The following is a 26,077-nucleotide window of genomic DNA, read 5'->3' as shown; positions in this document are numbered from 1 at the left end:
ACACCCTCATTCGCACAACCCCAAAGCACCCTTCAAAGGAGAAGAACCATGACTACCCGCTCCCGCATCGCCGCTGCGCTCGCCGCAGCCACCCTCATCGCCCTTACCGGCTGCGGCGCCAACGCCGGATCCGGCCCCGCTGCCGCCAACGACTTCCCGAAGAAGGGCAAGTCCATCGATCTCGTCGTCGCCTTCTCCTCAGGCGGAGCCGTCGACACCGCAGCCCGGCTCATCCAGCCGATCCTGGAAAAGGAACTCGGCACCAACGTGGAGGTCATCAATAAGCCCGGCGCCGGCGGCCAGATCGGCTACACCCAGCTGACCAGCGCCAAGCCCGACGGTTACACCATCGGCGCGACAGGCTCCCCGTCAGTGGTCGTTTCACCGCTGGATCCCGCCCGCGGCGCCAAGTACACCCGCGACAGCTTCCAGCCGCTCGGCCGGCAGGTCATCGACCCCACCGTGATCGCCGTACAGCCCGACAGCCCCTACAAGACGCTGAAGGAACTCCTCGACGCCGCAAAGGCCAACCCGAAGTCCATGACGGCCAGCACCACCGGCCTGCAGACGGGTGAACACTTCGCATTGGCCCAGATCCAGGAAGCAACAGGTTCCGAATTCGCCCCGGTCCACTTCTCCGAGGGCGCGTCCCAGGCAACCACCGCGTTCCTCGGCAAGCACGTGGACATCCTCGTGGCCAACGTCAGCGACGTAAACGACCTCACCAAGCAGGGCAAGGCACGGGTCCTGGGCGTCATGACCTCAGAACGCGCACCCTCACTGCCGGACGTGCCCACGTTCAAGGAGTCGGGCTACGACCTCGAAGCCGGTACGGCGCGCGGCTACTCCGCCCCGGCAGGACTGCCGGAAGAAGTGGCCAAGAAGCTCGAAGCCGCCATCCAGAAAGCCATCGAAGACCCTGCCGTGGTGCAGAAGATGAATGACCTCGGCCTGCAGACCAGCTACCTCAGCGGCGCTGACTACAAGCAGTTCTGGGCCGGCCAGGAAGAAGACTTCAAGAAGGTCCTGCCGCTGGTTTCCAAAAAAGACTAACCCCGCCCGCATTCATTCACCGACGGAAGAACTCATCATGACAACGCCAGCACTTGAGACCATTGACGCTGATTTTCCCCGGCCCGACACAGACGTTGTGGAACGCCTCGCCAAGCTTCCCGCCGCCAACATCGGCGATGCCGTGGACCGCCTCGGCGTCGCGCACTCCGCGATCCAGGCCGTCTGGCCCGGCGCCCGGATCGCCGGGCCGGCCTTCACAGTCTGGACTCGACCGGGCGACAACCAAGGTATTCACAAGGCCCTGGAGCTGGCCCGGCCGGGAGACGTCATCGTGGTCGCCGGCGGCGGGGACGAATCCCGCGCCCTGCTCGGGGAGCTCATCGGAGAACGGGCCATCAACCTGGGCATCGCGGGGTTCGCCCTCGACGGCGCGGCCCGCGACGCCGAAGCCCTCGCTGAAATAGGCATGCCGGTCTTCGCCCGTGCCACCACACCGGCCGGACCCTACAAAAACGGTCCGTTCCGCCTGGCGACGCCGATCTCCTTCGGCGGAGTCCCCGTGCTTCCCGGAGACATCATCATCGGTGACTCCGACGGTCTTGTTGTCATCCCCCGGGAGCAGGCAGCGGCAGTAGCCGATCCCGCGCCCTGGCCATGAAGCCAAAGGTCATGCTTTTCGATGAGCCCACGTCTGCCCTCGACCCCGAGATGATCAACGAGGTCCTTGATGTCATGATCCAGCTGGCCAAGGAAGGCATGACCATGGTGGTGGTCACGCACGAGATGGGCTTCGCGCGGAAAGCCGCCGACCGGGTGGTCTTTATGGCCGACGGCCAGATCGTGGAAGACGCCAAGCCCGAGGAATTTTTTACCAACCCCAAGAGTGACCGTGCCAAGGACTTCCTCTCCAAGCTGCTCACGCACTGATTCCCCTTACCGAACACACACTCCAGTTCGCATCCTGGCCGTGACCCACGGCCAATCAATGAAAGGAATGTCATGAAGGCATTTATGACCCGCCGGAAGTCGTTCTTCGTGGCGGCTACCGCCGCCCTTGCACTGTCCCTGAGCGCCTGTGGCGGCGGCACGCCGGGCGCCACCGACAACCCCACCGTGGCCGACAAGCCGACATTCGCCGCAGGCACCACCATGGAGAAGCTGGCCTCTGCCGGCACCATCAAGATTGGCACCAAGTACGATCAGCCGCTCTTCGGCCAGGTTGGCCTGGACGGCAAGCCGGTCGGCTTCGACGTCGAGATGGGCAAGCTCATCGCCGCCAAGCTTGGTATTGCAGCGGACAAGATCGAGTGGTCCGAAACGGTCTCCGCCAACCGCGAACCCTTCATCGAGCAGGGCAAGGTTGACCTGGTGATCGCCACGTACACCATCAACGACAAGCGCAAGCAGGTTGTCAGCTTCGCCGGGCCGTACTACGAAGCCGGGCAGGCGCTGATGGTGAACAAGGACAACACCTCCATCACCAAGCCTGAAGACGTTGCGGGCAAGAAGGTCTGCTCCGTGACCGGCTCCACCCCGGCAGCCACCATCGTGGACAAGTACGGTGCGGAGCTTGTTCCGGCCGCAACCTACTCCGCGTGCCTTGAGCCGCTGCGCAACAAGCAGGTTGAAGCCATCACCACGGACAACGTGATCCTGGCCGGTTTTGTGGACAAGGAGCCGGAGGCCTTCAAGCTGGCCTCGGATGAAACCTTCACCAAGGAGCCCTACGGCATCGGCCTGAAGAAGGATGACACGGAATTCCGTAACTGGATCAACGACCAGCTCGAGGAATTCGCGAAGGACGGGTCCTACAAGAAGGCCTGGGAAGCCACTGCAGGTTCGGTCATCAAGACCGCCCCTGAGCTTCCCGCCATCAACCGCTACTAACTAACACCGGGTAGCAACGGCGGTTTCCGGGGACAAGGTGCACAGTGCCTCCCCCGGAAACCGCCAGCCTGTTTTTCGACCCTCTACGCCCAGAGCCGAAGGATCCTATGGAAGTCATTCTCGAAAACCTCCCCCTGTATTGGGAAGGCCTTCTCCGCACTCTTTTCCTGTCTGTCGTCTCCGGGATTATCGCCCTGATCGTCGGAACCCTTCTGGCCGCCGCCCGCGTCTCCCCCGTCGCGGCCCTGCGCGGGTTCAGCATGGTTTACGTGGAAGTCCTGCGGAACACGCCCCTGACCATCGCCTTCTTCTTCGCGGCTATCGTCCTGCCTCGGCTCGGCGTGACCTTCGAACAGTTCGAGGTCGCCGCCATCATCGCCCTCAGCGCATATACCGCGGCCTTCATCGCAGAAGCTGTCCGCTCCGGTGTCAACAGCGTGCCGATCGGCCAGGCGGAAGCAGCGCGAAGCATTGGCATGAAGTTTGGCCAGGTGCTTTCACTCATCATCCTCCCGCAGGCCCTGCGGACGGTGATTCCGCCGCTGATCAACATCCTCATTGCCCTGGTAAAGAACTCCTCCGTCGCGGGCGCGTTCTTCGTCCTTGAGCTGTTCGGCTACGGCCGCCAGATGGCCAATGCCAACGGCGACCAGGTCATGGCTGTACTGCTGGGCGTGGCGTTCTTCTATCTGCTCCTCACCGTTCCGCTGGGCATCCTGGCCAGCACGGTGGAACGAAAGGTGGCGATTGCCCGATGACTTCAGTCCTCTACGACGTCCCGGGCCCCAAGGCCCGCCGGGTTTCGCTGATCGGTTCCATCATTGGCACGGTGGTGATCCTCGGCCTGTTGGTGTTTATCATCATGACCCTTGCCCAGCAGGGCATCTTCGAAGGCCGCCGCTGGGCCATCTTCACCCGGGGCGATGTCTGGATGCTGCTCGGAAACGGCATCGGGGCAACCCTCAGCGCCGCCGCCATTGCTGCAGTGATTGCCTTTCCGCTCGGCCTGATGCTCTGCCTCCTGCGCATCTCCCTTGTGGCCTGGATCCGGATCCCCACCCGGGTGGTCCTCGAGTTCCTGCGCGGCATGCCGGTTGTCCTCATGATGCTCTTTGTCCTGCTGGTGTTCGGCACCAGCTCGTTCGTCGCGGTGATCGCCGGGCTGGTCCTTTACAACGCGGCCATCTTCGCGGAAATCATCCGCGCGGGCATCCAGTCACTGCCGAAGGGACAACGTGAAGCCGGCCTGACCATCGGCCTGACCAGCTTCCAGTCCCGGATGCTGATCGAACTGCCGCAGGCTGTGCGCCGGATGATGCCGTCACTGGTTGCCCAGCTGGTGGTTCTCCTGAAGGACACCTCGCTGGGTTACATCGTGGCCTACGGTGAGCTGCTTCGCGCGGTCCAGGTGATGGCGGACTTCCTGGGGAACGCGTTCCTGTTCCCCATCTTCTTCGTCGCCGCCGCGATCTACATTGCGATCAACATCTGTGTTTCACGGATCGCGGTCTGGATCGAACGCCGCGGCTCCACGAAGGCTGCCGGCGGTGTTGCCAAGGCTCCAACCGCCGTCGTTGCCCCGGAGCTGCCGGAAGTCCGGGAACCCAAGTAGCACTATCCAACACACAACAAGGGGTCCGCAGCCGCAAGGCTGCGGACCCCTTGTGGTTTCCCCGCAGGCCCGGCGTCAGCCGAGGCGGATCATGACCTTCGAGGATCCGGAAGTCCGGTCCGCAGCGATCTCAAAGCCAGCCAGCGCGTCCACGAGCGATACCTCATGTGTCATCAGTGGGGAGACATCCACACCACCGGCCATGAGCTCCAGGGCAGCGGAGATTTCGTCGACAAACCGGTACGATCCCCGGTAGTCAATCTCCCGCGTCACGATATTGCCCAGGGCAGCGTTGACCTCGCCCGCAGGGAGGTTACCCACCTGGACCAGAACGCCGCCGCGCCGGACGGCAGCGATGACGCCGCCCAGCGCGCGTGGTGCTCCGGAGGCCTCGATGGCGACGTCGACGTCGGCCGGGAGGACACCGCCATCGGCCGGGTTCACTGTGGCGTCGGCACCCATCCGGCGGGCGATCCCCAGCGCAGCGGCGGACAGGTCCGAGGCCACCACGTGGGCAGCACCGCCAGCTTTGGCCGCCGCAACGGCCAGGGCACCGATAGGTCCGCACCCGTTGACCAACACTGTCCTGCCGGTCACGTCACCGGCACGCGCCAGGGCGTGCAGTGCTACACCAAACGGCTCGGCGAGGGCTGCCTGCTTGAGGCTGACGCCGTCCGGAACTACGCGCAGTTGCCCGGGGCGAACGGCGCGGTAGCGACTGAATCCGCCCTGCTCGTGCGGCGCGAACGCGGCGGAGCCAAGGTAGCGTACCTCGGGCCAGAGGTTGCTTCGGTGGGCGGTTTCGGCCGGCACCTGGTGGTCGCCCACCAAGGTTGCCGGATGCACCGTTACCGGTGCGCCGATCCCGATCCCCTGGCGGGCCAGTTCCGACGCCGCTTCTGTTCCGATGGCGGCGATCCTGCCGGCTACCTCATGGCCCAGCACTAGCGGGTCGCGCAGAACCGCAGTGCCTGAGGCGCCGTGCCTCCAATACGCGATATCGGAGCCACAAATGCCGCCCCATTCCATCGCAATGAGCACCTCGCCGGGTCCGCAATCGGGCTCCGCGATTTCTTCGACCCGTAGGTCGTCCTTGCCGTGCACTACAACTGCCTGCATGCCTGTTGTCCTCCCTGCGCCTGCCGGCGAATCAGAATATGTTGACCAGGCCCATAACGCCGACGAAGAAGATGGCCGCTGCGCTGAGGATGAGCATGACAGTGAACGGCTTTCCGTCCTTCACCCGGGGATCGGTTTGGACGCGGGAGAGGTAGATCGTGGCCGCCGCGACGCCCATCAGGAACACGGCGTTGAGGATACCTGCGAGGACCACAAGGGCAAGGGGCGAGGAAACAACAGTTCCGAAGAGTCCCCACACAACGGGCAGCACGATCATGATCACGCGCATCCAGCGGTCACGCTGTTTCTGGTTGCTCCAGTCAAAGGCACCGAACACAGCCAGGGTGTTGCCAACCTGACGCCCAAGGCTCGGCACATTGGCAACAATGGTTTTGAACAGTGCGATGCCGGCGCCGACCAGGAACACCACGGCGCCCCACTGGCCCACAGTACTGGAGAAAATACTGGCAATGGTGCTCATGACAGCATCGCCCTTGGGCACGATGCCCTGCGGGTGCAGGACAGCCGCCCCGAGCATGTAGAAGGCAGCAGTGGAGACCGTGTAGACAACCCAGGAAACCCAGGCGTCGAGCTTCATCACGGCAATCCAGCCACGGGCACGGTTGGCCCACGCCTCGGACCCGTCATTCTTGCCCGACCAGGCGGCGTAGCCCTTTTCAACGCACCAGTATGTGTAGGCGGTGATTTCTCCGGCACCCACGCCGGTGAGGCCGAACATGGACAGCGCAATACCCATCGAACCCAAGGCGATCTGGAAACGCATGCCGTCGCCCAGGTCGGCCATGTTCCAGCTGAATTCGGTGCCCTGCAGGGAGAACAGCATAACCACTGCAAAGGCAGTAACGAGGAACACCAGCAAGGTTGAGACGCCCTCGACGACGGTGTACCTGTTGGTCAGGTGGATCGCGATTGCGATCACCACCAGGATGGCCACCCAGCATCCGATGGAGAGGAACGAGTAGGGCTCGCCTCCGATGGGCAGCAGCGAGGAGAACGCGAAGGCCGAAGCACTGATCACGCCTGCCTGGCTGGTAAGGAACTGAACGAACATCAGCAGCACCAGCCAAGCCATCCAGCCGCGCTTGGCGATCTTGGGCGGCACCTCGTTGTAGCCGGTCACGGCCACCTTGCCAGTGGAGATGGACCGGCGGCCCAACTCAATCTGAACCCAGACCTTGATGAACGTGGAGATGAGGACCAGCCACAGCAGCATGAAGCCGGCCTGGGCTCCAAGCGCGGTTGCCGTGAGGAGTTCACCGGAGCCCACCACAGCAGCCGATGTGATCATTCCGGGTCCGAGGAATTTGAAGCGGCCCCGCCATGTTGTGGGAGGCTCCTGGATATCCTATGGATCCAGCGCGTACGGATCGGCGATCTCGCTGGTGGCGTGGGCCGGGCCGGACGTTGTTATTGACATACGGGTCCTATGAAACGAGCTGGCTGCACCAGCCGGAAGTGGACGGCTCACCGCAGCAGAGAAGTGCCGGAGGTGGGCACCTCGTCTATGAGGCGCCCTTAAGCCTTCGCTAGTGTAATAGGATCTTTGGCAACTTTGACAACCGATTGCCACAAGTGTTGAGATTGCCGTGCCCGGAGGGCCCCCGGGTCAGGCGGCGAGCCAGCTCCGCAGGGCCCGCAGGCACTCCCGGATGGCTTCGGCGTCGACGTGTTCCTCGTCCTTGTGCGCCAGCAGCGGATCACCGGGGCCGAAGTTCACCGCCGGGATTCCCAGTTCGCTGAACCGCGCGACGTCGGTCCAGCCGTATTTCGGTTTGGGCTCGGCTCCCACGGCGGCCACGAATGACGCCGCCGCGGGGTGGTTGAGTCCCGGGCGCGCGCCGGCCGCAGCATCCGTGCGGACGACATCAAAGCCTTCGAGCAGTTCCCGGACGTGGGCTTCGGCCTGGTCCGGGGACTTATCCGGCGCGAAACGGTAGTTGATCTCCACCACGCAGCGGTCCGGTATGACGTTGCCGGCCGTGCCTCCATTGATCTTCACCGCGTTGAGGCTCTCCCGGTAATCGAGGCCGTCCACGTTGACGGTCCGGGGTTCGTAGGCCGCCAGCCTGGCCAGGATGGGTGCGGCGGCGTGGATGGCGTTGCTGCCCATCCACGCCCGGGCGGAATGTGCGGCCTCCCCCACGGTGGTGGCTTCGAAGCGGCTGGTGCCGTTGCAGCCGCCTTCAACGGTGCCGTGCGTCGGTTCCAGGAGAATGGCGAAGTCGCCGTCCAGCAGGTGGCCGTGGCTGCGGACCAGGCGGCCCAGCCCGCTCTTCACGGCCTCCACTTCCTCATGGTCGTAAAACACGAAGGTGACGTCCCGCACCGGCGACGCGCCGTCGTCGAACATTGTGGCCGCCAGCGCGAGCTGGACTGCGACGCCGCCCTTCATGTCCGTGGCGCCGCGCCCATAGAGGACACCCTCCCCCGGCGTGCCGGACGCCCAGGTGGAAGGTACGGTGCCGCGTGCGCCTTCCGTTGCGGGCAGCGGGACCGTGTCCAGGTGCCCGGCAAGGATGACTCGTTCCGCCCGCCCCAGCTCGGTGCGCGCGATGATTGAGTCGCCGTCGCGGACCACCCGGAGCTGCGGAATGGCCCGAAGGGCGGCGTCAACGGCGTCCGCCAGCTCCGTCTCATTCCCGGACACACTGTTGATGTCCATCAGCGCGGCGGTCAGCATGGCAACGTCCTGGCGCAGGTTCAACGTCGCGGCGGTTGGTTCAGGGGCGGTCTCGGCAGTCACGTTGCCAGTCTAGTTCGAACCCTGCCCCCGGCTCTCGCTAGACTGGAGGGCATGACTGAGACCGCTACTTCCGCCGTGCCCGAAGACCAGAACGCAACCTCCGAAGACCGCTCCGCCTACGGCTTCGGCCTGGCCACCATCGCCGCTGCCGGCGGAGAAGCCACCGTCCTGGACGTCTGGTTCCCGGCGCCGGCACTGGGCATCGCGGCCGAAAGCCTGCGGGCCGTGGAGAACGCGGACGCGACGCTCCTCCAGCTTGCCGAAGAGGGCGCCGACGCGGACCGCGGCACCGAGCAGAAGGTGGTCTTCGTCCAGATCAACCTCGACGAGGCCCCGGCAGACACCGCCGACGCCTACCTTCGCCTGCACCTCCTCTCGCACCGCCTGGCCCGGCCCAACACCATTAACCTGGACGGCATCTTCGGCCAGCTCCCCAACGTGGTCTGGACCAACTTCGGCCCTGCCGCTGTTGAAGGCTTCGAACTGACGCGCGCCAGGCTGCGCCGCCGCGGCGCCGTCACTGTCTACGGGATCGACAAGTTCCCCCGCATGGTGGACTACGTTGTGCCCTCCGGCGTCCGGATTGCCGACGCCGACCGCGTCCGCCTGGGTGCCCACCTCGCCGAAGGCACCACCGTGATGCACGAAGGTTTTGTGAACTTCAACGCCGGCACCCTGGGCACCTCCATGGTGGAAGGCCGCATCTCCGCCGGCGTCGTCACCGGCGACGGCAGCGATGTGGGCGGCGGCGCCTCCATCATGGGCACCCTGTCCGGAGGCGGCAAGGAGCGCATCGCCGTGGGTGAGCGGGTCCTGCTCGGCGCCAACTCCGGCGTCGGCATCAGCATCGGGGACGACTCCGTGGTGGAGGCCGGCCTTTACGTCACCGCCGGCACGCGCGTGCGGGTTCCCGGCCCCAAGGACGAAGTAGGCGAGGACACCACCAAAATCGTCAAGGCAGCAGAACTGTCCGGTGTGCCCAACCTCCTCTTCCGCCGCAACTCCACCACGGGAGCCGTCGAAGCCCTGCCCCGCAAGGGCCAGACCGTGGAACTCAACGACGCCCTCCACGCCAACTAACCCGTTGGCAGCACGTGGACGTGGTTTCCGGCGCGCCACCGTGCTCCTGCTTACCCTGGCTCTGCTGGCCGGCGCCGTCTATACGGTGATGGCGTTTGTGCAGCGCTCCGAAACCCTCGTGACGGGGCGCTGCACAGCCGACGTCGGGACGCAGCACGCGGAACTCGCAACGGACCAGGCGGCTAACGCGTCGCTGATCACGGCGGTGGCCGTTCAGCGCGGGCTTCCGCCGCGGGCCGCCAGCATCGCCCTGGCGACGGCCATGCAGGAATCCAAGCTGCGCAACATAGACCACGGAGACCTGGCCGGGCCGGATTCCCGCGGCCTGTTCCAGCAGCGCCCGTCGCAGGGGTGGGGAACCACGGAACAGGTCATGGATCCGTACTACGCCGCCAACGCCTTTTACGATGCCCTGGTCAAGATTCCCGGCTATGAGACTTTGGAGATCACCGACGCCGCCCAGCGCGTCCAGCGCTCGGCGTTCCCCACCGCCTACGCCCAGCACGAGGTGATGGGCCGCGCGTTCGCTTCCGCACTGTCCGGCCAAACGCCGGAAGCGATGGAGTGCACACTGCGTGCACCGCAGGAAGCGGGCCAGCCCGGCAGCGTCGGAGCGGAACTGGCCCAGGCCTACGGAGCGCTGGGGACTTTCCCGGACGGCGACTCGCTGGTTGTTGAGGCCGGCGGCAGCCAGGCCTGGTCCGTGGCGCACTGGGCCGTTGCCAACGCCAAGGATCTGGCCGTGACGCAGGTGGACGTTGCCGGCCGGAGCTGGCTCCGGGAGGATCAGGGTGGGTGGCAGGCGTCGGACGCGCCGGAAGGCCAGGTCCGGATTACACTGGCGCCTGCGGGCACCGGGGACTGAACCAGCTGACCCGCTGCCCGGCGCGTTGCCCACAGCCTCCTCAGGCGAGGATTTCCACCACCGGCTGGACGTAGCTGCGGAAGAGCTCCGGCTGGGACATCAGGTTGTGGCTCATGATGATCTTGTCCGGCTCCAGGTACCACGCCCGCTGTTCATTCAGCGGCAGCTCAATGATGGTCAGGTTAAAGTCCCGTGCCTCCCGGCCAATCTCCATCAGCCGGTCGTCCACCATGTCGCCCAGCAGCTGGTCCGAGCCGCTCGCGATGCGTTCAGCCTCCAGCCGCGCGTATTCGCTGCGGCGCTCCCGTGCCCACGTCAGGGCGGAACCGAAGTGCGCCTGCAGGACGCGCTGGAGGGCCGGGGAATTGCCGAAGGCTTCAAAGTCCGGCGGGGACAGTTCCGGTGACGTCTGGGGATGCGCCTTGAGCAGCTGTTCCCACCAGGCCTCCCATTCCGTTTTCAGTGCGCTGACTCCGCCGACGTCGGCGGTGAGGTGCGAATGGTCGGCGTGGCGGACTTTGGGCGCCGCATGCGAAAGTGCTGGGTGGCCCGCGCCGTCGAGACCTGCCGCGTCGCGGACGAACAGCGCGATCATCAGGGGTCCGGACGTGTCCGTGGTGATCTGCCAGCCGGAACCACCTGTGTTGTGCATTCCATCTCCTCCTGTGGCCTGCCTGGACCGGCTTGGTTGGCCGGTCCGCTCCCCCGGCTCCCAGTCTATTCCCGTTGCCAGCGGACGGTAATGTCAGGCGGCAAGGCTCCTGAGGTGCCGGTCCAGCACATCATGGCACATCTGCGCGGTCATCCATTCGGGCTGCAGAAGTGCGTGCATGCAGAGTCCGTCCAGCGTTGCCAGCAGCCGCTCTGCTTCGATCGTCAGCGACTGCTGCCCGTCGCCGTCGTCCCTCACCAGAGCCGTAATAACCTGTCCGACGACGGCGGCCACCTCGCGGTGGCTGCGGTCGGCTTCGGCCGCGAGGAAGGGCCGGATCCTGGCGGCGTTCTTGAAGGCCATCCAGACACACGCGTCCACGGCGCGCTCTTCGTCCAGCGGCAGGAATTCACCCAGGAGAGTTAAAACAGCGTTGTGCCGGGCGTCCGATCCCGTTTCGCTCGCCGCCATGTCCGGCAGGGCTGCGGTGAGCCGTGCCAGGATCCGGTCCACCACGGCGGCGAAGGAGAACCTGAGCAGCTCGTCACTGCCGGCAAAATAGTGCCGGACGGAACCGACGGCCAGCCCGGCCTCATCGGCCACCTCGCGCAGGGACGCCCGTTCCAGCCCGTCCACGGCAATGATCCGGAAGACAGCATCAACAATCTCGGCACGGCGGGCTACGGCATCAACAATTTTGGGCACCCTTATTATTTAGCACACCCGTGCTGGAATCTATCCATCGGCGGAATTGGGATAGCGTGGGAGGCATGAAAATTCTGGTCACAGGTGGCACCGGGTACATCGGCTCGCACACTGTTTTGTCCCTGCAGGAAGCCGGTCACGACGTTGTGGTGATCGACAATCTGGTGAACTCCAGCGAAGAATCGCTGCGGCGTGTTGCCGAGCTCAGCGGCAAGACCGCCGACTTCCACAACGTGGACCTCGTGGACGAGGCCGCGGTGGAAAAAGTGTTCGCCGGTCAGTCGATCGACGCCGTCATCCACTTCGCCGGCCTCAAAGCCGTGGGCGAGTCCGTGCGCGAACCGCTCAAGTACTACTACAACAACCTCGTGGGCACGCTGATCCTGATCCGGGTCATGGACCGCCATGACGTTCGTTCCATCGTCTTCAGCTCCTCCGCCACCGTCTACGGCGAGCACAACCCCGTCCCCTATGTGGAGAAAATGGAAATCGGCGCCAACAACCCGTACGGCCGCACCAAGGAACAGATCGAGGACATCCTTGCGGACCTGGGCGCCGCGGACAGCCGCTGGCACATCGCCCTGCTGCGCTACTTCAATCCCGTGGGCGCTCACCCGTCCGGCCGCATCGGCGAGGATCCCCAGGGCATCCCCAACAACCTGGTGCCGTTCATCGCGCAGGTGGCCGTTGGGCGCCGCGAAAAGCTGATGGTGTTCGGCGGCGACTACGACACTCCTGACGGAACGTGCCTGCGCGACTACATCCACGTCGTCGACCTCGCCGAAGGCCACGTCGCCGCACTGAACCACGTCGCGGACCGCACCGGCGTCTTCCGGTGGAACCTTGGGTCCGGCAAGGGCTCCTCCGTCCTGGAGGTCCTGCGGTCCTTCGAGAAGGCCGTGGGACAGCCCATCCCCTACGAGATCACCGAACGCCGCGCCGGTGACCTCCCGGCCTTCTGGGCGGACGCCACGTCGGCCCTGGCAGACCTCAGCTGGTCCACCACCAAGACCGTTGACGAAATGTGCGAGGACCACTGGCGCTGGCAGAAAAACAACCCCCAGGGCTACAACGCCTGAAGCACGACAGCGGCCGGCCACCTTCGCGAAGAAGGTGACCGGCCGCCGTCGAGTCAATCAGATCAGGTCAGCGGACCGGGTAGTCGCGCTCCGGCTCGCCGATGTAGAGCTGGCGCGGGCGGCCGATCTTGGTGTTGGGATCGCTGATCATTTCACGCCACTGGGCGATCCAGCCCGGCAGGCGGCCGATGGCAAACAGCACGGTGAACATCTTCTCCGGGAAGCCCATGGCCTTGTAGATCAAGCCGGTGTAGAAGTCCACGTTCGGGTAGAGCTTGCGCTGGATGAAGTAGTCATCGTTCAGCGCCTTCTCTTCCAGGCGCAGGGCGATCTCCAGGAGTTCGTCGTTGCCGCCGAGCTTGCTGAGGATCTCGTGGGCCGTGGCCTTGACGATCTTGGCGCGCGGATCGTAGTTCTTGTAGACGCGGTGTCCGAAGCCCATGAGACGGACGCCGTCTTCCTTGTTCTTGACCTTCTCCATGTAATCCTCGGGCTTGGTGCCGTCGGCCTGGATCTGGCGGAGCATCTTGAGGACCGCTTCGTTGGCGCCGCCGTGGGCGGGGCCGAAGAGGGCGTTGATGCCGGCGGAGACCGAGGCGAAGAGGTTCGCGTTGGAGGAGCCCACCAGGCGCACCGTGGAGGTGGAGCAGTTCTGCTCGTGGTCCGCGTGAAGGATCAGCAGCAGGTCCAGGGCCTTGGCAATTACCGGGTCCACCTCGTACTGCTCTGCCGGCAGGCCGAAGCTGAGGCGCATGAAGTTTTCCACGAGGTTGTGGGAGTTGTCCGGGTACAGCATCGGCTGGCCGATGGACTTCTTGTGCGCATAGGCAGCGATGACCGGCATCTTGGCCATGAGGCGGATGGTGGAAACTTCCACCTGCTCGGCGTTGAACGGGTCCAGGGAGTCCTGGTAGAACGTGGACAGGGCCGACACGGCCGACGACAGCACAGGCATCGGGTGGGCGTCGCGCGGGAAGCCGCTGAAGAAGCCCTTGAGCTCCTCGTGCAGCAGGGTGTGGCGGCGGATCTTCTGGTCGAACTCTTCCAGCTCCGTGGGGCTGGGCAGGTTGCCGTAGATCAGGAGGTAGGAAACTTCGAGGAAGCTGGAGTGCTGCGCCAACTGCTCGATGGGATACCCGCGGTAGCGCAGGATGCCCGCATCGCCGTCGATGTAGGTGATCGCAGAGGTGGTTGCTGCGGTGTTCATGAAGCCGGGGTCAAAGGTGACTGCGCCCGTCTGCTTCAGGAGCTTGGAAACGTCGTAGCCTTCGTTTCCTTCAACAACCTGGATGCGCGGGAGCTTGAGCTCGCCCCCTGCATGGTGCAGGGTTGCGCTGTTGTTGGTCTCAGTCATGGAGTCCCCTTCATGAGGCGTCTGGGCCTCTGTCGAAAGCTTGATCCAACATCCGGTGAGCCGCGCACGGGTCCTGTTCCTTCAGGATTCCAACGCACGGGCTGCCTTCTTGTAGAAAGCCACCATTGATAGTCACTTAAAAAGTACCGTCCCCATGGCAGGTGTCACTAATCGGCGGCCGTCGAAGTCCCCACAAAACAGGGCGTTTGTGGTACGAGTCACACGATTGTTACGGCGCTGCGGCCAGCCGGGCCACTGCCGCGTCAATCCGCTCGTCGGTTCCGGTGAGGGCGACGCGCACGTAACCGTTGCCGGTTTCGCCATAAAAGACGCCCGGTCCCACCACAATGCCAAGGTCCGCCAACCGGGCCACGGTTTCCCACGTGCCTTCCCCGGCGGTGCACCAGAGGTAGAGTCCGGCGTCGGAATCCTTGATTTCCAGACCGAAGCGCTGCAGCGCGGGCACCAGTCGTTCACGCCGTCCCCTGTAAAGGTCCTTCTGGGCCAGGACATGGGTGTCGTCGCCCAGCGCAACGCGCATGGCTTCCTGGACAGGGTACGGCACAATCATGCCGGCGTGCTTGCGGCTGTTCACGAGGTTGGCCATGATGGCGGGGTCGCCGGCAACGAAGGCTGCACGGTAGCCCGCAACGTTGGACTGCTTGCTGAGCGAATAAACCGCCAGCAGGCCTTCTTGGGAGTCGCCGGCAACACGGGGATCCAGGACGCTGGGAACCGGATCGCCTCCGCGCTGCACGTCCCAGGCACCCCAGCCGAGCTCGGCGTAGCACTCATCCGATGCCACCACCGCGCCGAGTTCGCGTGCCTGCGCCACCAGCGTCTTGAGCGACTCAACGTCGCGTACGCTTCCGGTGGGGTTCCCCGGGGAGTTGACCCAGATGAGGCGCACCCTGGCGCGGGTGTCGGCGTCGAGCTCGTCCAGGTGGTCAGTGGCCACGGACGTGGCACCGGCCAGCGTTGCCCCGATGTCATAGGTGGGGTACGCCACCTTGGGGCGGACCACAACGTCGCCCGGCTTAAGTCCGAGCAGGAGCGGCAGCCACGCCACCAGTTCCTTGGAACCAACTGTCGGCATCACGTTCTTCGGGTCCAGGCCGGGGACACCACGGCGGCGGTCGAACCACGCCGCAATGGCTTCCCGCAGCCCGGCCGTACCGTGCACCGTAGGGTATCCGGGCGCGTCAGCGGCGGCTTTGAGGGCCTCCTGGATCAGGGCCGGCGTAGGGTCCACAGGCGTGCCGATGGAGAGGTTGACCGCCCCGCCAGGATACTCGGAAGCCTTGGCGAGGTACGGGGCCATGGCCTCCCACGGATAATCGGGCAGGCTCAGGCCAAAAGAGGTCACCGGGTTGCCCGGCTCAGTGGTCTTGGTTCTGCGGCGGCAGGGCGGCAATCATCGGGTGGTCCTTGCCCGTGTTGCCAATCTTCGCGGCGCCGCCGGGTGAGCCCAGGTCATCGAAGAATTCGACGTTGGCCTTGTAGTAATCGGCCCATTCCTCGGGAGTGTCATCTTCGTAGTAGATGGCCTCAACCGGGCACACAGGCTCGCAGGCACCACAGTCGACGCACTCATCGGGGTGGATGTACAGCGAACGCTCACCCTCGTAGATGCAGTCGACCGGGCACTCCTCAATACATGCCTTGTCCTTGACATCTACACACGGCTGCGCGATTACGTACGTCACGTCCCTTGCCTCTCCACGTTGTTTCCGGCGACCGCCGGCACTTGAATCCGGCACATAATCCGGACTGTTGACTTCTGAGCTTATTATCCCCCAGCCCGTTCCCGCGAACCTAGCGGGCCGCCTTAGTATGAACTGGTGAGTCCCGCCCAGCCTACGCCCCGCGAATTCCTGGCCGCCGCCACGCCCGGAACCCGGGTTGTGGTCCGCTACCGGATCGACGGCGGGCTGACAGACGCTGTGGGCCATCTGGTGGCCACGGACGACGGCGAGTGCACAGTCAGGACGCGGAAGGCCGACGTCGTGATCCCCCTGGACCTCGTGGTCGCCGCGAAGGAAGTCCCGCCCGCCCCCAAGCGGCGCCGCCCGTCTGCGCAGTAGCGGCGCCGGTCGCTGCGCAGGGACCTCCCGGGCACACGGAGCGGGGGTGTCAACGCGCAGAGCGGTACGTTGCAAGGGCCTGATGCACCATCCGCACGAACTCCCCGGCTGGCTGACCAGCATCTCGAAGGTCACCCTGAGCGTGGGGAAACCACGGACAACGGTAACGTTCCATCGCCGCCTGTCCTCCCTGTACGCTGACCGCGTGCTGTGGTGGGCATATCCGTCCGTCTCAATACCCAGCAGCCCATCAACGAGAAGGTCCAGGTGGCCCATCCCCGGAATGTTGACCTGCAGCTCGACCGTGAGCCCCGCTTCTTCCAACAGATACCGGGCCATCGTCTCGATTATGGACCCGGATTGAGGCCGGATCCTTGCCACCAGGCCCAGAATGCTCTTTTCACGTAGCGCCGGAAACCGTTCCCTGAGGGCCGGAAGTTGAACCAGCCCCTTCTTCACCGCAGATTCCGCGATGGTCAAGGCCTCAAGCGGCGGCAGGCAGCGGAGCGTTTGGCACACAATATCCAGGGACGTCAACGGAATGTTGCTTCGATGGACCACGCATCCAGCTAGGGGCCTGCCGTGCCGTGCGGCCAGATGCGGCATGTGGGGAGCCCGGACAACCCACAACCCCGCTTCCGCTGCAGCCGTGACGCAGCCTGGGACGGCGTAATGGCGCCCGGCGTGGATGCGCCAGGGCGCTGCGTCGGGCAGCGCATAAACGCCCCGGGCCACCCGTTGGACCGACGCATCGAGCACGCCGGCTTCAATGTTCCGGCGGGAGACTCCGGCCTGCCGCAATGAACTGGAACTGGCGACGCCACCCAGGGCAGCCAGCGCATCGGTAAGGGTTCGCATGGTTGCATACTGCCGTCCGCCAAGGCCCGGACGCAGCAATGGGGGCTGCTATGTGGGCAACCCGTGAGTGCCACGACGCCCGGCATGAGCGCGCCGGGAGCGTTCCTGCGCATCGGAACCAGGCTTCAGCGCGCAGCCGGAACGCAAGAATGCCACCGGCGAGGTGCCGGTGGCATTCTTGGGAAACTCCGGGCGGTTAGACCTTGGCGCGGGCGCGGTTGGCCTTTGCACGCTCGTTGGTGTCCAGGATGAGCTTGCGGATACGGATGGACTCCGGGGTCACCTCGACGCACTCGTCTTCGCGGGCGAACTCGAGGGATTCTTCGAGGGTCAGGTCGCGCGGCGGCGTCAGGTTCTCGAAGGTGTCCGAGGAAGCGGCACGCATGTTGGTGAGCTTCTTTTCCTTGGTGATGTTCACGTCCATGTCGTCAGCACGGGAGTTCTCGCCGACGATCATGCCCTCGTAGACCTCGGAGGTGGGCTTGACGAAGAACGAGCCACGTTCCTGCAGGTTGATCATGGCGAACGGCGTCACCACACCGGCACGGTCCGCGATCATCGAACCGTTGGTACGGTATTCGATCGGGCCGGCCCAGGGCTCGTAGCCCTCGGCGATGGATGCCGCGATACCGGCGCCGCGGGTGTCCGTGAGGAACTTGGTGCGGAAACCGATCAGGCCACGGGCCGGGACGATGAATTCCATCCGGCACCAGCCAGTGCCATGGTTGGCCATGTTGGTCATGCGGCCCTTGCGGGCTGCCATCAGCTGGGTGACAGCGCCGAGGTACTCTTCGGGCACGTCGATGGTCATGTGCTCCATCGGCTCGTGGATCTTGCCGTCGATGGTCTTGGTGACCACCTGGGGCTTGCCGACGGTCAGTTCGAAGCCTTCGCGGCGCATCTGCTCCACGAGGATGGCCAGCGCGAGCTCACCACGGCCCTGGACCTCCCAGGCGTCAGGACGCTCGGTGGGCAGGACTTTGAGGGAGACGTTACCGATCAGTTCCTTGTCCAGGCGGTCCTTCACCTGGCGGGCCGTGACCTTGGCGCCCTTGACCTTGCCGGCCAGCGGGGAGGTGTTGATACCGATGGTCATGGAGATCGCGGGATCGTCCACGGTGATCAGCGGCAGCGGCTGCGGGTTGTCGACGTCGGTGAGGGTCTCACCGATGGTGATTTCCTCGATGCCGGCGACGGCGACGATCTCGCCGGGACCGGCGGACTCGGCCGGAACGCGGTCCAGGGCCTTGGTGGCCAGCAGTTCGGTGATCTTGACGTTCTTGAGCTCGCCATTGGCGCGGGCCCAGGCAACGGTCTGGCCCTTGCGCAGGGTGCCGTTGTAGATGCGCAGCAGGGCGAGACGGCCCAGGAACGGCGAGGCGTCAAGGTTCGTCACGTGTGCCTGCAGCACGCCGTTCGGGTTGTACGTCGGGGCCGGGATGTGCTCGATGATGGTCTTGAACAGCGGCTCAAGGTCCTCGTTTTCCGGAGCGGAGCCGTCGGCGGGCTGGTCCAGGGACGCGCGGCCCACCTTGGCGGCGGCGTAAACGACGGGAACTTCGAGGATCTTGTCCAGGTCAAGGTCCGGAACTTCGTCAGCAAGGTCCGAGGCGAGGCCCAGGAGCAGGTCCATGGACTCGTGGACAACTTCCTCGATGCGCGCATCGGGACGGTCCGTCTTGTTCACCAGGAGGATGACCGGCAGGTGCGCGGCCAGGGCCTTGCGCAGCACGAAGCGGGTCTGGGGCAGCGGGCCCTCCGAAGCATCAACGAGCAGCACAACGCCGTCAACCATGGACAGGCCGCGCTCCACCTCGCCACCGAAGTCGGCGTGGCCGGGGGTGTCGATGACGTTGATGGTGATTGTCTCGCCGTTGGAGGACGGTCCGTTGTAGGCCACCGTGGTGTTCTTGGCCAGGATGGTGATGCCCTTTTCGCGCTCCAGGTCACCGGAGTCCATCACACGGTCTTCGAGGTGGTTGTGTTCGGCAAAGGAGTTGGTCTGCTTGAGCATGGCGTCGACCAGGGTGGTCTTGCCGTGGTCAACGTGGGCCACGATCGCGACGTTGCGCAGGTCACTGCGCGATGCAGTGGCTACCGCAGTGTTGGTGGTGGTTTCAGACATGCGTTATTGCTCGATTCAGTGGGTAAGCTGTACGTATCGCCGCATGTCCAACCGGAGTCCACGACGGATTGGCCCATTAACACAGGGCGCCTTCCATTAGTCTAATCGCTGCCATCTAAAAGCGCCTAAAAATCGTACAGCCATCCGGTCGGACGTTGCGTCGGACCGACGTGGCGTACCGGCTGCGACACCGATTTCCTGTGATCAAAGTCACTGGATTTTCCTGGGCTGATGCAGCATCATGGCTGTGACACTTCAAGCCCGGAGAACTACTGATGCGAAAAGCCTCGGCTCTGTCCTGCTTAGTCGCATCGGGAATCGCCGCAGGCGTCCTCCTCACCGGCTGCGGGCAGCCACCTGCGCCACCAGCGTCGTCCACCATCCAGGCTGCCGCGCCCGGGGCCGGGGCGCCGGCTGTTGTGGCCGGGCCCGGGGCGGCCGGTGGCGCGCCAGGGCGGTCCATATCTCCGGGGACGGATCCGGAGCTCCTGGCGGCAGGTTCTGTTTTTCGGAACCCGGCCAGCGGCCGGGACGAAGTGATCGTGCCGGACATGCGCCATACCGCCCTCCTGATCGGTGATTCCCAATCCGAACCCGCTGACGGGTGGCCCCGGCTCGGCCTTGCCTCCGTGGGCTACAAAGTCCACTTCTGCGGGCTCGGCGGAACCGGGTATGTGGCCGACAACGGCAAGACCGGGAATTATCTTGATGCGCTCCTCCGGGGTGACTGGAAGCTGCCCTACGGGACACCTGCGCTGATTGTCATCCAGGGCGGCGGCAACGATGCCGCCCGCGGGGCGACGGACGCACAGATCGTGGCCAACGCCGAGCGCCTGATCGGCGTGCTGAAGGAGCGGTATCCGGGCGCGAGGTTCGCCATGATCGGAACACTGGCGCGGGGAGCCAGCCATGGCGGCGGGCGCAGGACCCAGGTGGATGCACTGATTGGTACCGTCGCCGCCAGGCAAGGCATCCCGTTCGTCGGCGTCGGCGACTGGCTGACTACATACAATCTCGCCAGGAACCTGGCAGACTCCGTCCACATGGACTCCGCCGGCCGCAAAACCCTGGGCGAACTGCTCGGGTCCCGGCTTCGGCAATTGCAGCTCGTGCCGGTTCCTTAAATGGAGGATGGAGCCGGAACCCCGCAGGGTTTGGCTCCATCCTCTGTTTAACCGGTGCCAGAACCCGGTCCTGTCAGGCCACCTCGGGCGGCAGCATCAGGCGGGCACCGGGAATAGCGTTGAGCAGTGCCTTGGTGTAGTCCTGCTGCGGGGAATCAAAAACGTCATCCGTGGAACCGGTCTCAACCAGCTTTCCCTTTTCCATGACACAGACATGGTCCGCGATCTGCCGGACCACCGCCAGGTCGTGGGTAATAAAGAGATAGGTAAGGCCAAGGTTCGACTGCAGGTCCGCAAGCAGGTTCAGCACCTGGGCCTGGACCAGCACGTCAAGGGCAGAAACGGCTTCGTCGCAGATGATCACTTCCGGGTCCAGTGCCAGGGCCCGCGCAATGGCGACGCGCTGGCGCTGGCCGCCGGAAAGTTCATTGGGATACCGCCGCATTGTGGATTGCGGCAGCGCCACCTGGTCGAGCAGTTCCCGGACCTTCTTCTCCCGGCTCGCCTTGTTTCCCACCTTATGGGTGCGCAGGGGCTCTTCGATGGTCCGGAAGATGTTGTACATCGGGTCCAGCGAGCCGTACGGATCCTGGAAAATCGGCTGTACACGGCGCCGGAAGGCGAAGATCTCTTTCCTGTTCAGCGTGGACGTGTCCACGCCGTCGAAAATGATCTTGCCGGATGTGGGAGGCAGAAGGTTCAGCACCATCTGGGCAACCGTGGACTTGCCCGAACCGGACTCCCCCACAATCGCCGTGGTGGTTCCCCGCTTGACGCTGAAGGAGACCTTGTCCACGGCAGTGAAATCCGTTGCCCGTCCCACTCCGGACCGGAGTTTGAAGACCTTTGTCAGGTCCTGGATCTGCAGGACCTCGTCCGGCAGGTCTTTCTCCACGACGGCTTCAGTGGGGGCAAGGAGCTCGTCCGTTTCGATGCCGAGGTCCTTCGCCACCTGGATGCGGCGGGAAGCCAGGGACGGCGCCGAGGACACCAACCGCTGGGTGTACGGGTGGCGCGGGTTGCGCAGGAGTTCCAGTGACGGTCCCGCCTCAACCACCTGGCCGCGGTACATCACCACCACCTTGTCGGCACGTTCGGCCGCGAGGCCAAGATCGTGCGTGATCAGGAGAACGGATGTTCCCAGTTCGGCGGTCATGCTCTCCAGGTGATCGAGGATCTGCCGCTGCACCGTCACGTCCAGTGCGGATGTGGGCTCGTCGGCGATGAGCAGCCTCGGCTGGCAGGACAGGCCGATGGCGATCAGGGCGCGCTGACGCATGCCGCCGGAGAACTCGTGGGGATACTGCTTGGCGCGACGGTGGGCATCCGGCAGGCCGGCCTGAGCCAGCACCTTGGCAATGTCCTCGGGACCGCTGGGCTGGCCGTTGGCCCTCAGCGTTTCCTTGACCTGATATCCGATTTTCCACACGGGGTTCAGGTTGGACATCGGATCCTGCGGGACCATGCCGATGGTGTTGCCGCGAAGCTCGATCATCCGCTTCTCGGAGGCATTGGAGATGTCTTCGCCGTCGAGCAGGATCTGCCCGCCGGATACCCGGCCATTGCCGGGAAGGAGGCCGATGGCCGCCAGGGCTGTTGTGGATTTGCCCGAACCGGACTCACCCACAATTGCCACCGTTTCGCCTGGCATGATGGTGAGGTGTGCGTTGCGCACCGCCTTGACCTCACCGCCGCTGGTGTCAAAGGTGATGGCGAGGTCCCTGATCTCAAGCAATGGCCGGTCGGCAGGTGCTCCTGCCTCGTTGAAACTGACGTCAGACGTTGTCATGTATGCATCCTTCATCGCTGTCGGCTCTTCGGGTCAAGAGCATCGCGCAGGGCATCCCCCAGCATGATGAAGCTCAAGACTGTAACGGACAGGGCGGCAGCAGGGTAGAGCAGGATCGTCGGGTTGGTGCGGATCGAGGTCTGGGCCGCGGCAATGTCATTTCCCCAGGACATGATGCTGCCGGGCAGCCCGATCCCCAGGAAGGACAGGGTGGCTTCGGCCACGATGAACACACCGAGCTCCATGGTGGCCAGGACGATGATGGGTGCCAGTGCGTTGGGCAGGACGTGCCGGACCAGGGATCCGATCGATGAGACACCCAGCGAACGGGCTGCCATCACGAAATCCGCGTTCCGTACTTCGATCACTGCGCCGCGGGTGATGCGGGCCATTTGCGGCCAGCCGAGCACAACGATCACCATCACAACCGTCAGGACGCCACGGTTTTCCCGGAAGATCGGGAGCTGCGTGATGACCAGCGCACCAAGAATGAGCGGGAGGGCGAAGAAGATATCACCAAGGCGGGCAATCACGGCGTCAACCCAGCCGCCGTAGAATCCGGCCAGTGCACCAAGGGTCACACCAATGATCAGCACACACAGGACGGACAGGACGCCAACCGTGATGGACGCCTGGGTTCCGTGGATCATGCGGGAGTAGATGTCACAGCCCTGGAAGGTGAATCCCAGCGGGTGGCCCGCAGACGGTGCGCCGTTGGAATTGGCCAGCTGGCAGCCGTTGTTGGGCTCCACCTGCGTGAACAGGCCCGGGAATGCCGCCACGATGATCAACAGGACGATCATGATGGAGGAAATGATAAACAGCGGACGACGGCGGAGCTTCCGCCACGCGTCGGCCCACAGGCTCAGCGGTGCTTCGTCCGTCTTGACAGCATCGGTCGCCAGGAGCGGGGTTTCCTCTACCGGGGCGACAAAATGTTCGATTGCGCGGTTACTTTTCATAGCGGATCCTCGGGTCAAGCCAGGCATAGAGCAGATCGACCAACAGGTTGGCGATCACAAAAACGAGTACCAGGACACTCACAATTGCCACGATGGTGGGGCCTTCGCTGCGGATGATGGCCTGGTAGAGCTTCTGGCCAACACCGGGCACATTGAAGATGAACTCCGTGACGATCGCGCCGCCCATCAGTCCGCCGAGGTTGGCTCCCAGGTACGTGACAACCGGAATCATCGAGTTGCGCAGAATGTGGGTGATCACCACACGCGGACGGGACAGGCCTTTGGCTGTGGCTGTCCGGACGTAGTCGGCATTCATGTTTTCGATGACGGAAGCGCGGGTCAGGCGGAGGACGTAGGCGAAGGAAACCAGCCCCAGCACCGTGGCCGGGAGGATCAGGTTTCCCCAGTCTGCGTTCGCCCCGACGGTCGGCTTGGCCCAGCCCAGCTGGACGCCCACCAACAGCTGCAGGACAAAACCAAGGACGAATGTGGGGATGGCGATAACCACGAGCGAGGCCACCAGCACAGTGGCATCGAAGATCTTGCCCTTACGGAGGCCGGCAACCAGGCCGAAGGCGATTCCGAAGACGGCCTGGATGATGAGGGCTTCCACCGCCAGCATGGCTGTCACGGGAAAGATCCGGCCAAGGGTCGCAGCGATGGGCTGGCCGGTGAAGTCGACGCCCAGATTGAAAGTGAAGAGGTTCTTCAGGAACAGCGCGTACTGGATGTAGAAAGGCTGGTCGAGGTTATATTGCTGGCGTATCGCCGCAATAACGGCTTCGCTGGGAGGCCGGTCGCCGAAGAGCGCGCGGACGGGGTCGCCGGGAAGGGCAAAGACCATGAAGTAGACGAGCAGCGTGGTCCCCAGGAACACGGGGATGACCTGCAACAGGCGACGGAGGATGTACTGGATCACAGCAGGTCCTCGGCGGCGGATAGGTGATGGAACGGAATCATTGCGAACAGCTTCCTGCCGGTGTCAATGCTATGGGGGCCCGGCCCATAGGCCGGACCCCCATTAGCTTTTTGAGTTGGACGGGTTCAGAGGACTACTTGGCGGTGATGTTGTAGTACTGCAGAACACCGTTCCAGCCGGAGTCCACGTTGGTGACGTTCTGGCTCCAGACCGCCTGCCGTGCGGAGTACCAGAGCGGCAGGTTGGGGAGATCCTGGAACAGGATTTCCTGTGCCTCGGTGAACTTGGCGTTGGCGTCGTCCGTGGACTTGGCGGCCAGGCCTTCGTTGAGGAGCTTGTCGAACTCGGGGTTCGAGTATTCCTCGTAGTTGGCGCTGGCGCCGGTCTTCAGGAGCGGGCCCAGGAAGTTGTACAGCGAGGGGTAGTCGGCCTGCCAGCCTGCACGGGTGAAGCCGGGGAGGGTCTTGGCAGTGCGCAGGTTGAGGATTTCGGCGAACTTGGCGAATGCCTGGCCCTCAGCCTTGATACCCAGGTTGTTCTTCAGGTTGTTGGCAACGGCGTCGATCCATTCTTTGTTGCCGCCATCGGTGTTGTACGCCAGCTGAAGGGTCTTGTCGGCCGGCCACGGGCTGATGGCGTCTGCCTTGGCCCATGCTTCCTTGGCCTTGGCAGCATCGAACTTCAGGACCTCGGAGCCTTCAACGTTGTCGTTGTAGCCATCCACAGCCGGGGAGGTGAAGTCCTTGGCCGGGATGCGGGTGCCGTTGAAGATGACCTTGGTGATCTCGTCGCGGTTGATCGCCATGGAGATGGCCTGGCGGCGCAGCTTGCCGGCTTCACCGGTGAACTCCGGCAGGTAGGACGGGATGTTCAGCGTGGAGTTGCCTGCGTACGGCTTGTTCAGGTGGTTATCCGGAAAGTCCGTGGTGTAGGTCTGCAGCGCGTTGGTGGGCAGCACATCCGTGACGTCAAGGTTGTTGGCCTGGATGTCCGTGTAAGCCGGGGCAGGATCGGTGTAGAACTTGAAGGTCACGCCGCCGTTCTTGGCCTCGCGGGTGCCCTTGTAATCAGCGTTCTTGACCAGTTCGATCTGGCTGTCGTGCTGCCATGCGCCTTCTTTGGCCATCTTGTACGGGCCGTTGCCCACGGGGTTTTCGCCGTAAGCCTTGGGATCCGCCAGTGCTGCGGAGGGCAGCGGCATAAAGGCGGAGTAACCCAGGCGCAGGGGCCAGTCGGCCTCCGGCTGGCTCAGCTTGACCTCGATGGTTGTGTCGTCCTTCAGCACCAGGCCGGACAGGGTCTGGGCGGTGGGCGCGGGGGTCTCAACTTCCTTGCCGTCGGCACCGGTGCTCTTAGTGGTGGCGCTGACATCGGCGTAGCCTTCGACCGAATCGAAGAAGCTGCTGTTGCCCTGTGCGTTGGTGCTGAGTGCAGCAAAGTTCCAGGCGTCCACGAAGCTCTTGGCGGTGACTTCCTCACCGTTGGTGAACTTGGTCCCGCTCTTGACCTTGATGGTGTAGTTCTGGCCATCGGGGGATTCGATGGACTCAGCCAGCGCGTTGACCGACTTGCCGCTGGGGTCGTAGCTGGTCAGGCCCTCGAACAGGAGTTCAACAACGCGGCCGCCGTACACCTCATTGGTGTTGGCCGGCAGCAACGGGTGCTGCGGTTCGTTGCTGTACGCGGTGATGACCTTATTGGGGTCACCTGCTGATTCGCTGGCACCGTCATTGCTGCCGCCTCCAGCGCCGCAGCCGGTCAGGGCAAGGGCAGCGATCGCCACCATGCCGAGTGCTTTGGAAGTGCGCGTGAAACGCATTCCGCCTCCTATGAGTTGTGGGAGAAGTTCCGGGGAAGTCGTTTGCCCCCCGGTACGCCCGTCACAGGTTCAGACTGTGACGCAGCGCATATACGAGTAGCCTAGCCGCACAAAGTCCAAATACTGGTACACCGTTGCCAAACCGTAATCAGTTAATCGTCAGTAACTAGCCTGAACCCGGAAGTTGCGCAAGTCACATGCTACTCGCTAGTAGGAGCACGGCGAAATCGAGCTTCCGGCCATGTTTCATGGGCGTTTCCCCGGCC

At 64.2% G+C, this 26,077-nt stretch carries 23 protein-coding genes and 1 pseudogene; 11 read left to right on the top strand and 13 right to left on the bottom strand.

Features of this window, described 5'->3' with window-relative positions; translation table 11 throughout:
- Positions 1-48: 48 nt before the first annotated feature.
- The 6 genes and pseudogenes from GUV69_RS21680 to GUV69_RS21655 all read left to right on the top strand — a co-directional run bounded on the left by GUV69_RS21680 (position 49) and on the right by GUV69_RS21655 (position 4,513).
- Positions 49-1,053: a tripartite tricarboxylate transporter substrate binding protein gene (locus tag GUV69_RS21680; protein ID WP_164201925.1), complete on the top strand. Its 1,005-nt coding sequence runs from the start codon at positions 49-51 to the stop codon at positions 1,051-1,053.
- A 37-nt stretch (positions 1,054-1,090) separates the two neighbouring features.
- The gene (locus GUV69_RS21675; RefSeq protein WP_164206055.1) at positions 1,091-1,672 is read left to right on the top strand and encodes an RraA family protein; all 582 of its coding nucleotides are present in this window, start codon (positions 1,091-1,093) and stop codon (positions 1,670-1,672) included.
- Positions 1,654-1,941, top strand: a pseudogene (locus GUV69_RS21670) (AAA family ATPase); the annotation flags it as partial. The gene GUV69_RS21675 and the pseudogene GUV69_RS21670, both read left to right, overlap by 19 nt.
- A 72-nt stretch (positions 1,942-2,013) precedes the next feature.
- A complete protein-coding gene (locus GUV69_RS21665; protein WP_164198758.1) occupies positions 2,014-2,901 on the top strand; it encodes a glutamate ABC transporter substrate-binding protein in 888 nt (295 codons plus the stop codon).
- A 107-nt stretch (positions 2,902-3,008) separates the two neighbouring features.
- On the top strand, positions 3,009-3,659 hold the full coding sequence (locus GUV69_RS21660) for an amino acid ABC transporter permease (protein WP_164198757.1): 651 nt from the start codon (positions 3,009-3,011) through the stop codon (positions 3,657-3,659).
- Complete coding sequence (locus GUV69_RS21655; RefSeq protein WP_164198756.1) at positions 3,656-4,513, top strand: amino acid ABC transporter permease; 858 nt, start codon at positions 3,656-3,658, stop codon at positions 4,511-4,513. The genes GUV69_RS21660 and GUV69_RS21655 overlap by 4 nt, the downstream gene beginning before the upstream one ends.
- A 75-nt stretch (positions 4,514-4,588) precedes the next feature.
- Here GUV69_RS21655 and GUV69_RS21650 read toward each other — a convergent pair whose 3' ends face one another.
- The 3 genes from GUV69_RS21650 to dapE all read right to left on the bottom strand — a co-directional run bounded on the left by GUV69_RS21650 (position 4,589) and on the right by dapE (position 8,396).
- Positions 4,589-5,632: an L-idonate 5-dehydrogenase gene (locus GUV69_RS21650; protein WP_164198755.1), complete on the bottom strand. Its 1,044-nt coding sequence runs from the start codon at positions 5,630-5,632 to the stop codon at positions 4,589-4,591.
- A gap of 31 nt (positions 5,633-5,663) precedes the next feature.
- Complete coding sequence (locus tag GUV69_RS21645) at positions 5,664-6,941, bottom strand: Nramp family divalent metal transporter (RefSeq protein WP_164198754.1); 1,278 nt, start codon at positions 6,939-6,941, stop codon at positions 5,664-5,666.
- A 318-nt stretch (positions 6,942-7,259) separates the two neighbouring features.
- Complete coding sequence (dapE, locus tag GUV69_RS21640) at positions 7,260-8,396, bottom strand: succinyl-diaminopimelate desuccinylase (RefSeq protein WP_164198753.1); 1,137 nt, start codon at positions 8,394-8,396, stop codon at positions 7,260-7,262.
- Between the two features lie 51 nt (positions 8,397-8,447).
- Between dapE and dapD the strand changes: the two genes are divergently transcribed.
- Positions 8,448-9,476 carry a 2,3,4,5-tetrahydropyridine-2,6-dicarboxylate N-succinyltransferase gene (dapD, locus tag GUV69_RS21635; protein WP_164198752.1) on the top strand — a complete coding sequence of 343 codons (1,029 nt, stop codon included), beginning with the start codon at positions 8,448-8,450 and terminating at the stop codon, positions 9,474-9,476.
- A 40-nt stretch (positions 9,477-9,516) separates the two neighbouring features.
- Positions 9,517-10,341 (top strand): transglycosylase SLT domain-containing protein, encoded by an 825-nt coding sequence (locus GUV69_RS21630; protein ID WP_431197121.1) that lies wholly within the window; start codon positions 9,517-9,519, stop codon positions 10,339-10,341.
- 40 nt (positions 10,342-10,381) lie between these two features.
- Here GUV69_RS21630 and GUV69_RS21625 read toward each other — a convergent pair whose 3' ends face one another.
- On the bottom strand, positions 10,382-10,993 hold the full coding sequence (locus GUV69_RS21625) for a hypothetical protein (protein WP_164198750.1): 612 nt from the start codon (positions 10,991-10,993) through the stop codon (positions 10,382-10,384).
- Positions 10,994-11,086: 93 nt separating this feature from the next.
- The gene (locus GUV69_RS21620; protein WP_164198749.1) at positions 11,087-11,698 is read right to left on the bottom strand and encodes a TetR/AcrR family transcriptional regulator; all 612 of its coding nucleotides are present in this window, start codon (positions 11,696-11,698) and stop codon (positions 11,087-11,089) included.
- Positions 11,699-11,763: 65 nt separating this feature from the next.
- Here GUV69_RS21620 and galE point away from each other — a divergent pair, with 65 nt between their 5' ends.
- Positions 11,764-12,777 carry a UDP-glucose 4-epimerase GalE gene (gene galE / locus GUV69_RS21615; protein ID WP_164198748.1) on the top strand — a complete coding sequence of 338 codons (1,014 nt, stop codon included), beginning with the start codon at positions 11,764-11,766 and terminating at the stop codon, positions 12,775-12,777.
- Positions 12,778-12,844: 67 nt separating this feature from the next.
- Here the strand turns inward: galE and GUV69_RS21610 are convergent, their stop codons facing one another.
- From GUV69_RS21610 to fdxA, 3 genes are all read right to left on the bottom strand, one after another.
- Positions 12,845-14,131, bottom strand: coding sequence for a citrate synthase (locus GUV69_RS21610; RefSeq protein WP_164198747.1), 1,287 nt, complete (start codon positions 14,129-14,131; stop codon positions 12,845-12,847).
- A 229-nt stretch (positions 14,132-14,360) separates the two neighbouring features.
- Positions 14,361-15,497, bottom strand: a complete 1,137-nt coding sequence (gene dapC / locus GUV69_RS21605; RefSeq protein ID WP_280113730.1) for a succinyldiaminopimelate transaminase — start codon at positions 15,495-15,497, stop codon at positions 14,361-14,363.
- Positions 15,498-15,510: 13 nt separating this feature from the next.
- Entirely contained in the window at positions 15,511-15,837 is a 327-nt protein-coding gene (fdxA, locus tag GUV69_RS21600; RefSeq protein WP_013601705.1) for a ferredoxin, read from the bottom strand.
- A gap of 135 nt (positions 15,838-15,972) precedes the next feature.
- Here fdxA and GUV69_RS21595 point away from each other — a divergent pair, with 135 nt between their 5' ends.
- Positions 15,973-16,215 carry a putative acetyltransferase gene (locus tag GUV69_RS21595; protein ID WP_244292576.1) on the top strand — a complete coding sequence of 81 codons (243 nt, stop codon included), beginning with the start codon at positions 15,973-15,975 and terminating at the stop codon, positions 16,213-16,215.
- A 1,054-nt stretch (positions 16,216-17,269) separates the two neighbouring features.
- Here GUV69_RS21595 and typA read toward each other — a convergent pair.
- Positions 17,270-19,198 (bottom strand): translational GTPase TypA, encoded by a 1,929-nt coding sequence (gene typA, locus GUV69_RS21590; RefSeq protein WP_164198746.1) that lies wholly within the window; start codon positions 19,196-19,198, stop codon positions 17,270-17,272.
- Positions 19,199-19,473: 275 nt separating this feature from the next.
- Here typA and GUV69_RS21585 point away from each other — a divergent pair, with 275 nt between their 5' ends.
- Positions 19,474-20,322 carry an SGNH/GDSL hydrolase family protein gene (locus GUV69_RS21585; protein WP_164198745.1) on the top strand — a complete coding sequence of 283 codons (849 nt, stop codon included), beginning with the start codon at positions 19,474-19,476 and terminating at the stop codon, positions 20,320-20,322.
- A 73-nt stretch (positions 20,323-20,395) separates the two neighbouring features.
- Here GUV69_RS21585 and GUV69_RS21580 read toward each other — a convergent pair whose 3' ends face one another.
- The 4 genes from GUV69_RS21580 to GUV69_RS21565 form a co-directional block, all read right to left on the bottom strand.
- On the bottom strand, positions 20,396-22,111 hold the full coding sequence (locus tag GUV69_RS21580) for a dipeptide ABC transporter ATP-binding protein (RefSeq protein ID WP_164198744.1): 1,716 nt from the start codon (positions 22,109-22,111) through the stop codon (positions 20,396-20,398).
- 11 nt (positions 22,112-22,122) lie between these two features.
- Entirely contained in the window at positions 22,123-23,073 is a 951-nt protein-coding gene (locus GUV69_RS21575; RefSeq protein ID WP_164198743.1) for an ABC transporter permease, read from the bottom strand.
- A complete protein-coding gene (locus GUV69_RS21570) occupies positions 23,063-23,992 on the bottom strand; it encodes an ABC transporter permease (RefSeq protein ID WP_164198742.1) in 930 nt (309 codons plus the stop codon). Before GUV69_RS21570 ends, GUV69_RS21575 begins: the two co-directional genes overlap by 11 nt.
- Positions 23,993-24,125: 133 nt before the next feature.
- A complete protein-coding gene (locus GUV69_RS21565; protein ID WP_164198741.1) occupies positions 24,126-25,811 on the bottom strand; it encodes a peptide ABC transporter substrate-binding protein in 1,686 nt (561 codons plus the stop codon).
- Positions 25,812-26,077: the final 266 nt, after the last annotated feature.

Source organism: [Micrococcus luteus] ATCC 49442 (assembly GCF_010367585.1).
Classification (GTDB): domain Bacteria; phylum Actinomycetota; class Actinomycetes; order Actinomycetales; family Micrococcaceae; genus Arthrobacter; species Arthrobacter luteus_A.
This window is presented reverse-complemented; position numbering and strand designations above follow the sequence as displayed.

Bases quoted from the DNA above. Each gene is read 5' to 3' on its own strand.
- GUV69_RS21680 (WP_164201925.1), top strand. From the start codon at position 49: ATGACTACCCGCTCCCGCATCGCCGCTGCGCTCGCCGCAGCCACCCTC.
- GUV69_RS21675 (WP_164206055.1), top strand. From the start codon at position 1,091: ATGACAACGCCAGCACTTGAGACCATTGACGCTGATTTTCCCCGGCCC.
- GUV69_RS21665 (WP_164198758.1), top strand. From the start codon at position 2,014: ATGAAGGCATTTATGACCCGCCGGAAGTCGTTCTTCGTGGCGGCTACC.
- GUV69_RS21660 (WP_164198757.1), top strand. From the start codon at position 3,009: ATGGAAGTCATTCTCGAAAACCTCCCCCTGTATTGGGAAGGCCTTCTC.
- GUV69_RS21655 (WP_164198756.1), top strand. From the start codon at position 3,656: ATGACTTCAGTCCTCTACGACGTCCCGGGCCCCAAGGCCCGCCGGGTT.
- GUV69_RS21650 (WP_164198755.1), bottom strand. From the start codon at position 5,632: ATGCAGGCAGTTGTAGTGCACGGCAAGGACGACCTACGGGTCGAAGAA.
- GUV69_RS21645 (WP_164198754.1), bottom strand. From the start codon at position 6,941: ATGATCACATCGGCTGCTGTGGTGGGCTCCGGTGAACTCCTCACGGCA.
- dapD (WP_164198752.1), top strand. From the start codon at position 8,448: ATGACTGAGACCGCTACTTCCGCCGTGCCCGAAGACCAGAACGCAACC.
- GUV69_RS21625 (WP_164198750.1), bottom strand. From the start codon at position 10,993: ATGCACAACACAGGTGGTTCCGGCTGGCAGATCACCACGGACACGTCC.
- galE (WP_164198748.1), top strand. From the start codon at position 11,764: ATGAAAATTCTGGTCACAGGTGGCACCGGGTACATCGGCTCGCACACT.
- GUV69_RS21610 (WP_164198747.1), bottom strand. From the start codon at position 14,131: ATGACTGAGACCAACAACAGCGCAACCCTGCACCATGCAGGGGGCGAG.
- typA (WP_164198746.1), bottom strand. From the start codon at position 19,198: ATGTCTGAAACCACCACCAACACTGCGGTAGCCACTGCATCGCGCAGT.
- GUV69_RS21585 (WP_164198745.1), top strand. From the start codon at position 19,474: ATGCGAAAAGCCTCGGCTCTGTCCTGCTTAGTCGCATCGGGAATCGCC.
- GUV69_RS21580 (WP_164198744.1), bottom strand. From the start codon at position 22,111: ATGACAACGTCTGACGTCAGTTTCAACGAGGCAGGAGCACCTGCCGAC.
- GUV69_RS21575 (WP_164198743.1), bottom strand. From the start codon at position 23,073: ATGAAAAGTAACCGCGCAATCGAACATTTTGTCGCCCCGGTAGAGGAA.
- GUV69_RS21565 (WP_164198741.1), bottom strand. From the start codon at position 25,811: ATGCGTTTCACGCGCACTTCCAAAGCACTCGGCATGGTGGCGATCGCT.